The organism is Streptomyces sp. SID11385 (assembly GCF_010548245.1).
GTDB lineage: Bacteria > Actinomycetota > Actinomycetes > Streptomycetales > Streptomycetaceae > Streptomyces.
In genome coordinates, this window is record NZ_JAAGLR010000250.1 from 1 (window position 1) to 13,043 (window position 13,043).

11 protein-coding genes are annotated in these 13,043 nt (G+C 71.5%); 5 read left to right on the forward strand and 6 right to left on the reverse strand.

The genetic code is table 11. The features are described from left to right. Positions 1 to 1,607, forward strand: a 1,607-nt coding sequence (locus tag G3I42_RS07535; RefSeq protein WP_164283570.1) for a heparinase II/III family protein, incomplete at its 5' end; no start/stop codon positions are given. A gap of 112 nt (positions 1,608 to 1,719) precedes the next feature. On the opposite strand, the gene G3I42_RS07540 is transcribed toward G3I42_RS07535, so the two are convergent. The 3 genes from G3I42_RS07540 to G3I42_RS07550 are packed head-to-tail and all read right to left on the reverse strand — an operon-like array spanning position 1,720 to position 5,127. Then, on the reverse strand, positions 1,720 to 2,469 hold the full coding sequence (locus G3I42_RS07540) for a succinate dehydrogenase/fumarate reductase iron-sulfur subunit (protein ID WP_164283572.1): 750 nt from the start codon (positions 2,467 to 2,469) through the stop codon (positions 1,720 to 1,722). After that, a complete protein-coding gene (locus tag G3I42_RS07545; RefSeq protein WP_164283574.1) occupies positions 2,466 to 4,418 on the reverse strand; it encodes a fumarate reductase/succinate dehydrogenase flavoprotein subunit in 1,953 nt (650 codons plus the stop codon). The genes G3I42_RS07540 and G3I42_RS07545 overlap by 4 nt, the downstream gene beginning before the upstream one ends. A gap of 1 nt (position 4,419) precedes the next feature. Next, complete coding sequence (locus tag G3I42_RS07550; RefSeq protein WP_164283576.1) at positions 4,420 to 5,127, reverse strand: succinate dehydrogenase; 708 nt, start codon at positions 5,125 to 5,127, stop codon at positions 4,420 to 4,422. A gap of 83 nt (positions 5,128 to 5,210) precedes the next feature. On the opposite strand from G3I42_RS07550, the gene G3I42_RS07555 reads away from it, so the two are divergent. Then, the gene (locus G3I42_RS07555; RefSeq protein WP_164283577.1) at positions 5,211 to 6,125 is read left to right on the forward strand and encodes a LysR substrate-binding domain-containing protein; all 915 of its coding nucleotides are present in this window, start codon (positions 5,211 to 5,213) and stop codon (positions 6,123 to 6,125) included. A 93-nt stretch (positions 6,126 to 6,218) separates the two neighbouring features. Here the strand turns inward: G3I42_RS07555 and G3I42_RS07560 are convergent, their stop codons facing one another. Together G3I42_RS07560 and G3I42_RS07565 are read right to left on the reverse strand one after the other, a co-directional pair. Beyond that, positions 6,219 to 8,378 carry an EAL domain-containing protein gene (locus G3I42_RS07560; protein ID WP_164283579.1) on the reverse strand — a complete coding sequence of 720 codons (2,160 nt, stop codon included), beginning with the start codon at positions 8,376 to 8,378 and terminating at the stop codon, positions 6,219 to 6,221. Further along, positions 8,375 to 9,190: an SAM-dependent methyltransferase gene (locus G3I42_RS07565; RefSeq protein WP_164283581.1), complete on the reverse strand. Its 816-nt coding sequence runs from the start codon at positions 9,188 to 9,190 to the stop codon at positions 8,375 to 8,377. The genes G3I42_RS07560 and G3I42_RS07565 overlap by 4 nt, the downstream gene beginning before the upstream one ends. A gap of 732 nt (positions 9,191 to 9,922) precedes the next feature. Between G3I42_RS07565 and G3I42_RS07570 the strand changes: the two genes are divergently transcribed. Continuing rightward, positions 9,923 to 10,528, forward strand: coding sequence for a hypothetical protein (locus G3I42_RS07570; protein ID WP_164283583.1), 606 nt, complete (start codon positions 9,923 to 9,925; stop codon positions 10,526 to 10,528). 56 nt (positions 10,529 to 10,584) lie between these two features. Here G3I42_RS07570 and G3I42_RS07575 read toward each other — a convergent pair whose 3' ends face one another. Beyond that, positions 10,585 to 11,808: an RNA-guided endonuclease TnpB family protein gene (locus G3I42_RS07575; RefSeq protein ID WP_164283585.1), complete on the reverse strand. Its 1,224-nt coding sequence runs from the start codon at positions 11,806 to 11,808 to the stop codon at positions 10,585 to 10,587. A gap of 25 nt (positions 11,809 to 11,833) precedes the next feature. Between G3I42_RS07575 and tnpA the strand changes: the two genes are divergently transcribed. Next, on the forward strand, positions 11,834 to 12,250 hold the full coding sequence (gene tnpA, locus G3I42_RS07580) for an IS200/IS605 family transposase (RefSeq protein WP_164283587.1): 417 nt from the start codon (positions 11,834 to 11,836) through the stop codon (positions 12,248 to 12,250). 278 nt (positions 12,251 to 12,528) lie between these two features. Then, the gene (locus G3I42_RS07585; RefSeq protein ID WP_164283589.1) at positions 12,529 to 12,906 is read left to right on the forward strand and encodes a hypothetical protein; all 378 of its coding nucleotides are present in this window, start codon (positions 12,529 to 12,531) and stop codon (positions 12,904 to 12,906) included. Positions 12,907 to 13,043 lie beyond the last annotated feature (137 nt).

Genomic DNA, 13,043 nt, shown 5'->3' on the forward strand with positions numbered 1-13,043 from the left:
AAGTCCCCGGCGAACTCGACTCGTTCGCGGACGAGGTCATGGACGGCGTGTGGGCGCTGTGCGAGGAGACCTCCTGGGTGTGGCCCGCGCACGATTTCCGGGTGCTCGACGCGCGGCGGGGGCTGCTCCCCGACCCCGGGGCGCCGACGCTCGACCTGGGCGCGGCGACGACGGCGGTGCTCCTCGCGCTCGCCGACGCGATCGCCGGGGACGCGCTCGACGCGCGCGATCCGCTGCTGCGGCGCCGGTTGCGCGGCGAGGTGTGGACGCGGGTGCTCGGCCCGTACCTGGAGCGCTCCGCGTGGGGCTGGTACGACGGGTCGACGGCGAAGCTCAACAACTGGAACCCGTGGGTCCACTCGGACCTCCTGCTCGCGACCGCGCTCACGGTCGAGGACCGGGCTTCGCGCGCGGCACTCGTCAGCAAGATCGTGCGCGGGCTCGACCACTACCTCGCGGCGCGACCGGCGGACGGCGGCTGCGACGAGGGACCGCACTACTGGTGGCGCGCGGGCGGCTCGCTCTTCGAGTGCCTGGAGCTGCTGACTTCGTTGCTCGGCACGGGCGAGGCGCTGTTCGCCGAGCCCCTGATCCGCGCCACGGCGCGGTATCCGCTGCTCATGCACGTCGGTGACGGGTGGTCGGTGAGCTTCGCGGACGGCCCCGCCCGGCTGCGCGAGGCGGCTCCGGCGGTCCTGTACCGGTACGGGCGGCGGACGGGGCAGGCGGACGTGGCCGCGCACGCGCGGGCCCTGCGCGGCGCGGCCGACCCGGTCCTGCCCGAGGACGCCACGCCGTACGACCTGTGGCGGGTCCTCGGCGCGCTGCTCGACCCGGAGTGGCGCGCGGCGGACGAGGCGGCGTTCCCGTACCCCGGTCAAGGCTGGCTGCCCGGCACGCAGGTGCTCGTGGCGCGCGAGACGCGGGGGACGGCGCGCGGGCTGCTGCTCGCGGCGAAGGGCGGGCACAACGACGAGAGCCACAACCACAACGACGTCGGCTCGTTCCTCGTCGCCGTGGACGCGCGCCCGCTGATCATCGACGTCGGCGTCGGTACGTACCGCAGGGAGACCTTCGGGCCGGAGCGGTACGGGATCTGGTCGATGACGAGCGCGTACCACAACGTGCCGGAGGTGAACGGGCACGGGCAGCCGCCGGGCCGGGAGTTCGCCGCGCGCGAGGCGCGCGCCGAGCTGGGTCCCGGACGTTCCGCGCTGACGCTCGACCTCGCGGGCGCGTACCCGCAGCGGGCGGGGCTGCGGGCCTGGGAGCGCACCTCGGCGCTGGTACGGGGCGAGGAGCCGCGTGTCGAGATCCGTGACACCTGGCGGCTCGACGCGGCACCCCGGCGGCTCGTGTGGCACCTGCTGCTCGGCGGCGAGGTCACCGTGCCCGGCGCGGGACGGGCTCTCGTCCGGGCGCCGCAGGGGCGGGGGCTGGCGCTCGCGTGGGACGGCGCCGCCTTCGGCGCCGAGGTCGAGACCGTCGTCCTGGACGATCCCGCCTTCACGCGGGTGTGGGGCGAGGCGGTGTACCGGCTCGTCCTGACCGCGCGGGCGCCGGGGGCCGAAGGGACGCACGTGCTGACCGCGCGAGCCGTCGGCTGACCGGCCGCGGCAGGCCGCCCGGTCGGGTCCGGACACGCGTACGCCCCGGGCCTCCCCTCGTGGGAGGGGAGGCCCGGGGCGTACGGCGGCGGTGGAGCCGCCCCCGCGGAGGTCAGCGCTTGCCGGCCTTGCGCTGGGCGCGCAGCCACTCGCGGTTCATGTTCGTGATGGACATGAGCGGGATGCCCTTCGGGCAGGCGGTGGCGCACTCGCCCGTGAGCGTGCAGCCGCCGAAGCCCTCGGTGTCCATCTGGGCGACCATGTCGAGGACGCGGGTCTCGCGCTCGGGGGCGCCCTGCGGCAGGACGTTGAGGTGGTTGATCTTCGCCGAGGTGAAGAGCATCGCGGAGCCGTTGGGGCAGGCCGCGACGCAGGCGCCGCAGCCGATGCACTCGGCGTGCTCGAAGGCGTAGTCCGCGTCGGGCTTGGGGACCGGCGTGGAGTGCGCCTCGGGCGCGGTGCCCGTCGCGGCGGAGATGTAGCCGCCGGACTGGATGATCCGGTCGAAGGCCGAGCGGTTCACCGCGAGGTCCTTGATGACCGGGAAGGCCGCCGCGCGCCACGGCTCGATGTCGATCGTGTCGCCGTCCTTGAAGGACCGCATGTGGAGCTGGCAGGTGGTGGTGCGCTCGGGGCCGTGCGCGTCACCGTTGATGACGAGCGAGCAGGCCCCGCAGATGCCCTCGCGGCAGTCGTGGTCGAAGGCCACCGGGTCCTCGCCCTTGAGGGTGAGTTCCTCGTTGAGGGTGTCGAGCATTTCGAGGAAGGACATGTCCTCGGAGATGCTGTCCACCTCGTAGGTGACCATGGCGCCGGGGGCGTCCGCGTTCTTCTGGCGCCAGACGCGCAGGGTGAGCTTCATGCGTAGCTCCGCTGGGTGGGGTGGACGTACTCGAAGACCAGGTCTTCCTTGTGCAGGACGGGGGCCGCGCCGCTGCCGGTGTACTCCCAGGCGGCGGCGTAGGAGAACTCCTCGTCCCTGCGGGCGGCTTCGCCGTCCGGGGTCTGCGACTCGACACGGAAGTGCCCGCCGCAGGACTCGGCGCGGTGCAGTGCGTCGAGGCACATCAGCTCGGCGAGTTCGAGGTAGTCCACGACGCGGTTGGCGCGCTCCAGGGACTGGTTGAACTCGGCGCCCTCGCCGGGGACCTTGATCCGCTTCCAGAACTCCTCGCGGATCTGGGGGATGCGGGCCAGGGCCTTGCGCAGGCCCTCCTCGGTGCGGGCCATGCCGCAGTACTCCCACATCAGCTCGCCGATCTCGCGGTGGAAGCTGTCGGGGGTGCGGTCGCCGTCGACGGCGAGGAGGCGCTCGAGGCGGTCCGTGGTCTCCTTGACGGCCTCGACGGCCGCCGGGTGCTCGGCGGTGACCTCGGCCGGCTTGGGGTTCTTCGCGATGTAGTCGTTGATGGTGGCCGGGAGGACGAAGTAGCCGTCCGCGAGGCCCTGCATCAGCGCCGAGGCGCCGAGGCGGTTGGCGCCGTGGTCGGAGAAGTTCGCCTCGCCGATCGCGAAGAGGCCGGGGATGGTGGTCTGGAGGTCGTAACCGACCCAGAGGCCGCCCATCGTGTAGTGCACCGCGGGGTAGATCCGCATCGGGACCGTGTAGGGGTCCTCGTCGGTGATCCGCTGGTACATGTCGAAGAGGTTGCCGTACTTGGCCTCGACGGCCTTGCGGCCCATGCGCTCGATCGCCTCGGCGAAGTCGAGGTAGACGCCCTGGCCGCCGGGGCCGACGCCGCGGCCCTCGTCGCACACGTTCTTCGCGGCGCGCGAGGCGATGTCGCGGGGCACGAGGTTGCCGAAGGACGGGTAGATGCGCTCCAGGTAGTAGTCGCGCTCGTCCTCGGGGATCTGGTTCGGCGGACGCTGGTCGCCCTTGGCCTTGGGCACCCAGATGCGGCCGTCGTTGCGCAGCGACTCGCTCATGAGCGTGAGCTTGGACTGGTGGTCCCCGGTGCGCGGGATGCAGGTCGGGTGGATCTGCGTGAAGCAGGGGTTGGCGAAGTACGCGCCCTTGCGGTGCGCCCGCCAGATGGCGGTCGCGTTGGAGTTCATCGCGTTGGTCGAGAGGTAGAAGACGTTGCCGTAGCCGCCGGAGGCGAGGACGACGGCGTCCGCGAAGTGCGTCTCGATCTCGCCGGTGATCAGGTCGCGCGCGACGATGCCGCGGGCGCGCCCGTCCACCATGATCAGTTCGAGCATCTCGGTGCGCGCGTGCAGCTCGATGTTGCCGGCCGCGACCTGCCGGGAGAGCGCCTGGTAGGCGCCGAGCAGGAGCTGCTGGCCCGTCTGGCCGCGGGCGTAGAAGGTACGGGAGACCTGGACGCCGCCGAAGGAGCGGTTGTCGAGGAGGCCGCCGTACTCGCGGGCGAAGGGGACGCCCTGGGCGACGCACTGGTCGATGATCTCGACGGAGATCTCGGCGAGGCGGTGCACGTTCGACTCGCGGGCGCGGAAGTCGCCGCCCTTGACCGTGTCGTAGAAGAGGCGGTGCACGGAGTCGCCGTCGTTGCGGTAGTTCTTCGCGGCGTTGATGCCGCCCTGCGCGGCGACCGAGTGGGCGCGGCGCGGGGAATCCTGGAAGCAGAACTGGATGACGTGGTAGCCCTGCTCGGCGAGCGTGGCGCCCGCGGAGCCGCCCGCGAGGCCGGTGCCGACGACGATGACGCGGTGCTTGCGGCGGTTGGCCGGGTTCACGAGCTTGGCGTGGAAGCGGTAGTCGCTCCAGCGCTCGGCGACGGGACCCGTGGGAGCCGAGGGGTCGACGAGGGGTTCCTCGGCGGTCTCGTACTGGACGAAGTCAGTCATGTCAGTCCACCAATCCGGTCATGACGCCGACCGGGACGGCGATGAAGCCGAGCGTGATCACGACGGCGAGCACGTTCGCGAGGGTCTTGAGCACCAGGTCGCGGCTGCGGCTGCCGACGCCGAGGGTCTGCGCGGCGCTGTAGAAGCCGTGCTGGATGTGGAGGCCGAGGGCGAGCATCGCGACGATGTAGATCACGTTGCCGTACCAGGTGGAGAAGGTGTCCACCACGTTGGCGTAGGGGTGACCGTGCTGGAATCCGCCGCTGTGCACGGTGCCGGTGGTGAGGTCCAGGATGTGCCACACGATGAAGAGGGCGAGGACGATCCCGCCGTAGCGCATGGTGTGGGTCGCGTACGAGGCGCGGCGGCGCGGGTGCGCGTACTTGACCGGGCGCGCCTTCTGGTCGCGGCGGCTGAGCTGGTACGCGGAGACGGCGTGGGCCACGACGGCGACGACCAGGACGACACGGATGACCCAGAGCGTCCACTCGTAGTGCATGAAGGGTTCGCCGACGGTGCGCAGCCAGTGCGCGTAGTCGTCGAAGGTGCCGGGTCCGAAGAAGATCTTCAGGTTGCCGTACATGTGGGCGATCAAGTACAGCAGCATGAGAAGGCCGGAGACGGCCATCACTGTCTTCTTGCCGACGGAGGAATCCCAGATCATTCGCGTCCTGGACGGCCGTCGGTCCGTCCCTGGTGCCAGAGCCATGTCAAGCAAGGTAGGGCCGAACGGCCCAAGAGGTCCAAGAGATCACTGGCCTCATTTCCATAGCCTTGGCCTATCGTTGCACCATGCAGTTCCAGCAGCTCCAGTATTTCGTGGCCGTGGCGGAGACCCGGCACTTCACCCGCGCCGCCGAGATCGTGCACGTCGCGCAGCCCTCGCTCTCGCAGCAGATCAAGGCGCTGGAGCGGGAACTGGGGGCCGAACTCTTCAGCCGCGCAAGGGGAAACATCACGCTCACCGACGCGGGGGAGGCTCTGCTTCCGCTGGCCAGGCGCATCCTGGAGGACGCCGAGACGGCGCACCACGAAGTGGGCGAAATCGCACAGCTGCGCAGGGGACGGGTACGGCTCGGCGCGACCCCGAGTCTGTGCACGGGACTGCTCCCCGACGTCCTGCGGACGTATCACGATCGTTATCCGGGCATCCAGCTCCTCATCGAGGAGGGCGGTTCGCACGACCTCGTACGGGAGCTGGCGCGCGGCGCGCTCGACCTCGCGCTGGTCGTCCTGCCGCTGCCGACCGCGTCACCGGCGCTGGAGACGGTGGAGCTGCTGCACGAGGACCTCGTCGTCGTCTCCTCGCTGCTGCGGCCGGCCCCCGGCTCGGGCGGCGGGCGGGGGCGCAGGGTGCGCATCGCGGATCTGCGCGAGGAACGCCTCGTGATGTTCCGGCACGGCTACGACCTGCGGGAACTGACCGTCGCGGCGTGCCGCAACGAGGGCTTCGAGCCGTCGTTCGCGGTCGAGGGCGGGGAGATGGACGCGGTGCTCGGCTTCGTGCGGGCGGGACTCGGCGCGGCCGTCGTGCCGCGCATGGTCGCCGAGCGTCCAGGGTCGGGCCTGCGCGTCACGCCCCTCGCCTCGCCCGGCCTGCACCGCACGATCGCCCTCGCCCACCGCAGCGACGTGGCCCCGCCCCGCGCGGCACGCGAATTGCAGGAGATCCTGGTGCGGGAGGCGGCGCGGTTGCAGGCGGAGTGAGGGGGCGGGGCCGTACGGAGGCGGCGGGCCGGTACGGGGAAGACCCGGCGCGCCCGCGCGGACACACGGCGCCCGGCCCCGTACCTCGGCCCCTCAGCCCGTCACCGCGTCCACCAGCGCCAGCTCCCTGACCCGCGCCGCCGGGCCCGGGCGGGCGTAGTACCAGCCCTGGGCCGTGTCACAGCCGAGTTCGCGCAGCTGCTCGGCCTGGGCGCTGGTCTCGACGCCCTCGACCGTGACCGCGAGGTCGAGGCTGTGGGCGAGGGCGACGATGCCCTCGACGATCTTGAGGTCCACGGGGTCGGCGGGGAACTGCTGCATGCCCTGGGTGAAGGCGCGGTCGAGCTTGAGCACGCTCACCGGGAGCCGGCGCAGGTTGGCGAGGTTCGAGTAGCCGGTGCCGAAGTCGTCGAGCGCGATGTCGACGCCCATCTCGGCGAGCCGCCGCAGCGGTTTGAGGAGGTCGTCGTCGGCGCCGATGAGCGCGGACTCCGTGACCTCCAGGCACAGCGCGCCGGGCGGGAGCCCCGTGCGTTCCAGGATCTCGACGGTGTCGGCGACGAGACGCGGGTGCTGGAGCTGGCACGGCGAGAGGTTGACGTTGACGCGCAGCGGCGCGGGCCCGCCGTGCTCCTCCTGCCACAGCCGGGCCTGGCGCGCGGACTCGTCGAGCACCCAGCGGCCGAGCGGCACGATGAGCCCGGTGTGCTCGGCGAGCGGGATGAAGCGGTCGGGGCTGATCGTGCCGTGCTGCGGGTGCGACCACCGTACGAGCGCCTCGGCGCCGTGCACCGTGCCGTCGCCGAGGTCGACGAGCGGCTGGTACTCGATGAAGAACTCGCCGCGCTCCAGCGCGGCGGGCAGCGAGGTCGTCAGCCCGTGCCGGGTGATCGCGCGCGCGTCGGCCTCGGGGTCGGCGACCTCGTAGCGGTTGCCGCCCGCCGCCTTGGCCCGGTACATCGTGATGTCGGCGCTGCGCAGCACCTCGGCGGGCCCGCGCTTGCCACCCCCGGGCCCCTCCACGATGCCGATGCTGCCGCGCACGGTCAGCTCCCGGCCGTCCACGCGTACCGGCGTGGCGAGGGCCTGCATCATGCGCCCGGCCAGCTCGTGGACCTCCTCGCGGGCGCGGGGCCCGGTCGTGAGCGCCACGAACTCGTCCCCGCCGATGCGTGCCACGATCTCGCCCGCGCCGCCCGCGCAGCCCTGGAGCCGGTCGGCGACCTCGACGAGGAGCCGGTCCCCGGCGTCGTGGCCGAGGCTGTCGTTGATCGTCTTGAAGCCGTCGAGATCCAGGTAGCAGAGGCCGAAACGGTTGTTCTCGCCCGCCTGGAGCGCCTTGTCGAGGCGTTCGAAGAAGAGGGTGCGGTTGGGCAGCCCCGTGAGCGCGTCGTGCGTCGCCTCGTACCGGAGCCGGAGGTTCAGCAGGCGGCGTTCGGTGGTGTCCTCCAGGAGCGCGAGCTGGTAGAGCGGGCGGCCCTGGTCGTCGCGCAGGAGCGAGACGGTGAGGTTGGTCCACAGGACGGTGCCGTCGTGGCGGTAGAAGGGCTTCTCGGCCTGGAAGTACTCGCGGGTCCCCTTGACCAGTTCCTCGTACAGGCGCCAGACGGTCGCCGCGTCGTCCGGGTGGGCCCACTCGCGGACGTTGGTGCCGCGCAGCGAGCTGACGAGGCCGCCGAACATCCCGGCGAGCGCGTCGTTCGCCTCGACGATGACACCGTCCATGTCGGCGATGCTGATGCCGAGCGCGGCGCCCTCGAAGACGGCCCTGAAGCGCGCCTCGCTCACGTGCAGGGCCCGCTCCACCGCGGCACGCGCGCCGAGCGCGGCCCGTGAGATCGCCTCCTGCTCGGTACGGGTCCGCTCGCGCAGCGCGCCGGCGAAACCGGCCGCCATGGCGTGCTGGATGCGGGCGCCGCGGGCGGCGAGGTCCTCGTGCGGGCCGTCGTTCCCGCAGTACAGGACGAGGTACGCCTCGACGACGTCGAGGGTGCGGCTGAGCGTCTCGGGGTCGGTGCAGTGCGCGGCGACGAGCGCGGCGCCGATGCCGCGTGCCTCCTCGGCGTCGAAGACGCGGGTGTGCAGTGCGTCGCGCAGGCGGTGCGCGAGCGGCAGGAGCAGCTTCTCGAACTCGGGGCGGGTCAGTGAGGTCGCGGTGAGCGGGAAGAGCGCGCGGCTCCATATCGTCGCGAACCTGCCGACGCGGTCGGCCGGCTCGTCCCGTGTCGCGCTTGCCCCGCTTGCCTCGCTCACGCCTTGCGCCCCACGCCCGCGTACCCGGAATTCGCGTACGGGTCCGCTTCCTCGCCCGCCACCTGCTCGGGCCGCCACTCCGCCATCGGGACGAGGCCGGGGTCGACGAGTTCGGTGCCCGCGAAGAAGCCGGCGATCTCCTCGGCGGTGCGCATGATGAGCGGGTTGCGGATGTCGCGGTAGACGTCGACGGCGCCGGTCGCCTCCTGCCGCGAGGTGGGGATGTGCTCGTACGCGGCGTGCGTGAGGATCAGCATGCTGCCGGGGGCGAGCGCGTCGAGGAGTTCGGCGACGGGGGCCGCCGGGTTCTCGCTGTCCTCGATGAAGTGGAGCACCGCGACGAGGAGGAGCGCCACGGGCCGCTTCAGGTCGATGAGTTCGCCGAACGCGGGGGCGCCGAGGATCTCGGCGGGCTTGCGCAGGTCGGCGGCGACGACGCTGGCGAGCGGGTCGCCGTCGAGCACGGCCTCGCTGTGCGCGACGGCGACGGGGTCGTGGTCGACGTAGACGACGCGCGCCTCGGGGGCGAGGGCGCGGGCGACCTCGTGGACGCTGCCGAAGGTGGGGATGCCGGAGCCGATGTCGAGGAACTGCGTGACGCCCTCGGAGACGGCGTAGCGCACCGCGCGCCGCATGAAGGCACGATTCGCCTGCATGATCTTGGGGAGCCCCGGCAGGTGGGCCATCGCGCGCCGCGCGGCCTCCCGGTCCACCTCGAAGTTGTGCGAGCCGCCCAGGTAGTAGTCGTAGATCCGGGAGACGCTCGGAACCGTTATGTCGATTCCCTGCGGGGCCCAGGCGGGTCGCTCCATCGGTGCTCCAAGTCGCTGCGAGTGGGGGCCGGGGTGGCCGAAGCCGGTGGTGGGGTGCGGTGCTCGTTTCTCCGGGTGCGGCGTCCCGTCGCGCGCGGTCTCCCGGGCTCCGGGGCGGTCGCGCGCGGGTGAGGTCGCCTGCGCAGAGGCTACTGATCAGGCGCCAGAAGAGCGAGCAAAAACGGAAAATGACCATCCGTTCCCGGTCATCACCTGGGCGGCGACGACACGGCTCCCTTTCTTCCCGGCCCGCTGGCGGCCCGCCAGCACTTTACGTCGCCGGAGCCCCGGCGGAAAACGGGGTCCGCCTCACGCACCCGGCCGAACTTCGGTCCAGGCAGGCCGACTTGACGGAGACGACGGCCAGTTTTTCCCTCGGGGCGGCGAATGGGCAGGAATTCACCCGTTTCGTCCGGGCGGGCCTTGGGTGAAATCCGGCCGGGGGCGGACGGGAGCGTTTCCGGGGAACTGAACGTTCGCGTGCGCTTTCGTTCGCTTGCCCACGGAATTCGTCTGACTTTATCGCCGTCGGCGGAACGGTTTCCAGCGGGTTCGTGGCGCTCGCGGACGAAGCGTCCGCTTCCGCACACGTTACCGGCGAGTGTTTCACCCGGGCGCGGGACCGCGTGACCCGTCCGCCCGGCAGCGGGCGCGGGACGCGGCGCGGCTCCTTAGCGTCGGACGGGGTACGGGTGTTCCGGCCCGTGCCGCGTCCGCGCCTGGGAGGCTCGCATGCGCCCGAAACGTACCGGCTCCGCCGTTCTCGTCGCCGCCACGGCTCTGAGCGGTTCCCTGCCATGGCCCGCGCTGGCCGACGGGGCCCCGTCCCCGCTCACCGCCGCGGTCAGCCCCGAGGCGGCGGCGCCGGGGGCGCGGGTCCGCGTGTCTGTACGAGGCTGCGCGGGCCCGACGACGGTCCGCTCGGCCCTCTTCGCGCCCCGCACGCTCGCCCCCGGCGCCTCCGCCCACGTGACGCTTTCCGGCCAGGCGCGCCGCGGCACCCCGTACGACCTCACCTTCGACTGCGCGGACGGCCGCCAGTACCGCGCCCGCCTGGAAGTGACGGAGGGCGGCGCCGGGATTCCCGAACCGCCGAGGCCGAAGGAGCGTGCGGAGGACGGACGGCCGCACACCGACCCGTGGACCGGACCGGAGCACGAGGCGGAACCGAAGTGGCGGGCCGACCAGGACCACGCCCCCACGCGCGCACCGGACAAGGGGGTCCACGCCGGAACGGGCGGCGCCGTCTCCGGCACCTTCTCCACGGGCAACCTGGTACTCGGCGCCCTGCTGGTGGGAGGCGTGCTGACGTACGCGTACCGCAGAAGCAGGCCTTGACTTGCTCCTCGGGCTGATGCCCGAGGATTCTGGCCTTCTCGATCGTTGCTGTGTCGCTACGCGGCACGGGGTTCGGTCGGGAATCCGTGGCTTCCTGTTTCTTCGCGCTGTGCCGGGATTGCTCCTGGTCTTACCGGCGCTCCGCAGGCCGATGCCGCCAGTCCGGCGGCCGTCTTCACGTTGATCGCGGCGTTGGTGTCCCGGTCATGGGTCGTGCCGCAGGCGGTACACGTCCATTCCCGGACGTTCAGGGGTTTGGGTCCGTCCTTGACGCCGCAGGCGGAGCAGGTCTGGGAGGTCGGTTCGAACCGGCCGATCCTGACAAGGGTGCGCCCGTACCGCTCCGCCTTGTACTCCAGCATGTGCACGAACGATGCCCATCCGGCGTCGTGCACGGACTTGGCCAGCTTGGTGCGCGCCAGTCCCGCCACGGACAGGTCTTCCACGGCGATCCCTTGGTTCTCGGAGATCAGCTTGGTGGAGAGCTGGTGGTGGAACTCGTGGCGGGCGTCGGTGACCTTGGCGTGGGCGCGGGCAACCTTGCGGCGGGCCTTCTCCCGGTTCCTGGATCCCTTCTGTTTGCGGGACAGATTCCTCTGGGCCTTCTTCAGCTTCTTCTCCGCGCGCCGCAGGAAGCGCGGGGAGTCGATTTTCGTGCCGTCGGACAGGACCGCGAAATAGGCCAGGCCGAGATCGATGCCGATGGTCTGGCTGGTGTCGGGCATCCGGGCCCTGTCGGCGGCGGGGTCGGTGGTGAGGACGAAGGAGGCGAAGTACCGGCCCGCGCTGTCCTTGATGACGGTGACGGAGGTGGGGGTGGCGGGCAGCGGGCGGGACCATTTCACCTTCACCGCCCCGATCTTGGGCAGGTTCAGCCGGCCGCTGTCGGTGAGGTGCCAGCGGGCGTTGGCGGTGAACCGGATCGACTGCCGGGTGTCCTTGCGGGACTTGAAGCGGGGCGGGCCGGTCCTGGGTCCCTTGCGGGCGCCTGTGAGGGAGGCGAAGAAGTTCTTGTACGCGGTTTCGGCGTCGCGCAGGGACTGCTGGAGGACGACGGCGGAGACCTCGCCCAGCCAGGACCGGGCCTCGGTCAGCTTCGCCCGGGTGATCAGCTTCTTCGACAACTCACCGGCCCTGGGGAAGGGCTGCTGGGCCTTGCGGGCGTCCTCGCGGGCGCGCACCGCGTCGTTGTACACGACGCGGGCGCAACCGAACGCCTTGGCCAGTGCGATGCGCTGAGCGGTGTCCGGGTACAGGCGGAAGCTGTACCGAAGGTGCATGACGGTCACGATACATACTTGGGTTATGGCTGAGACGGAGAAGATCAGAACTGGTCGGCACTGTGTTTTCATGATGCATGTCCACTTGGTTTTCGTGACCAAGTTCCGGCACAAGGTGTTCACCGATGCCCAATTGAGGCGCATGGAGGAGATCATGCGCTCGGTGTGCACGGACTTCGAGTGCGAGCTGGTGGAGTTCAACGGGGAGGACAGCCACGTCCACCTGCTGGTGAACTTCCCGCCCAAGGTCGCCGTCACCAAGCTGGTCAACTCCCTCAAGGGCGTCTCCTCCCGCCGCCTGCGCCAGGAGTTCCCCGACCTGGTACGCCACTACTGGCGGGCCAACAAGCTGTGGTCCGGCTCCTACTTCGCCGGGACCGTCGGCGGCGCCCCGCTCTCCATGGTCAGGCAGTACATCGAACAGCAGAACCAGCCGGTATGAGCGCTCCCCGGCTCCCCCGGGGCGGGCCTTCATGACGCTTCACGCCATGAACGACGCATGCGTCATCCCCGGCTCCGCCGCAGCAGACGCGGCGACCCTCCGCGTCGCCACCATCAGATTCGCATCACCCCCGGCGTAAACGCCGGAGCACTGCGAATGAAGCCCGGCAGCAGCGGACCGCCGGAAGGAGCTGCGGCGGACGTGTGAGGGAGCGGTCCGGGACGCGGGCGGCATACTCGCGGGATGACCGACACCGTGGCGGGGATACTCGCCGAGGCATGGGACGGACGCGGTACCGCGTCCGCACCGACCGCTTCCTCGCCTCGTTCCTGCCCGGCGCGGGCGAGGACCTGGACGCCCTCAGCAGCGTGGACGTCGAGGTGGTGCTGACCGCCGACGGCAGCCGCTGGAGCGCGACGGTGTTCACGCTCGCCGAGGTCGGCCGGTTGATGGAGCGGTGGAGGGAGACGGGCGAGGAACAGGGCGGCGCCTTCTTCTGGTGCTCCGACGGCCTGATCGTCCGTGATCCCGGCGTCGGCAGCATGACGCCGGTACTCGGCGGCCTGCTCGACTCGGGCGACTTCGCGCTGATCCTCCGGCGGCTCGACGGCGAGGACGGCGAAGACGCGCACGCGGGTGCGCGCGTGGGCGGGTGACGCGCCCACAGGACGCGGCCGGTGTGGTCCGGTGGGTCGCCGCCCGCGCCACCGCACCCCCGCGCCGTCCGCGCTCACCGCGCCTGCGGTGCCACCCGCCTTCCTGAGCGCAGTGCCTCCGCGCGGTCCTCGGCGCG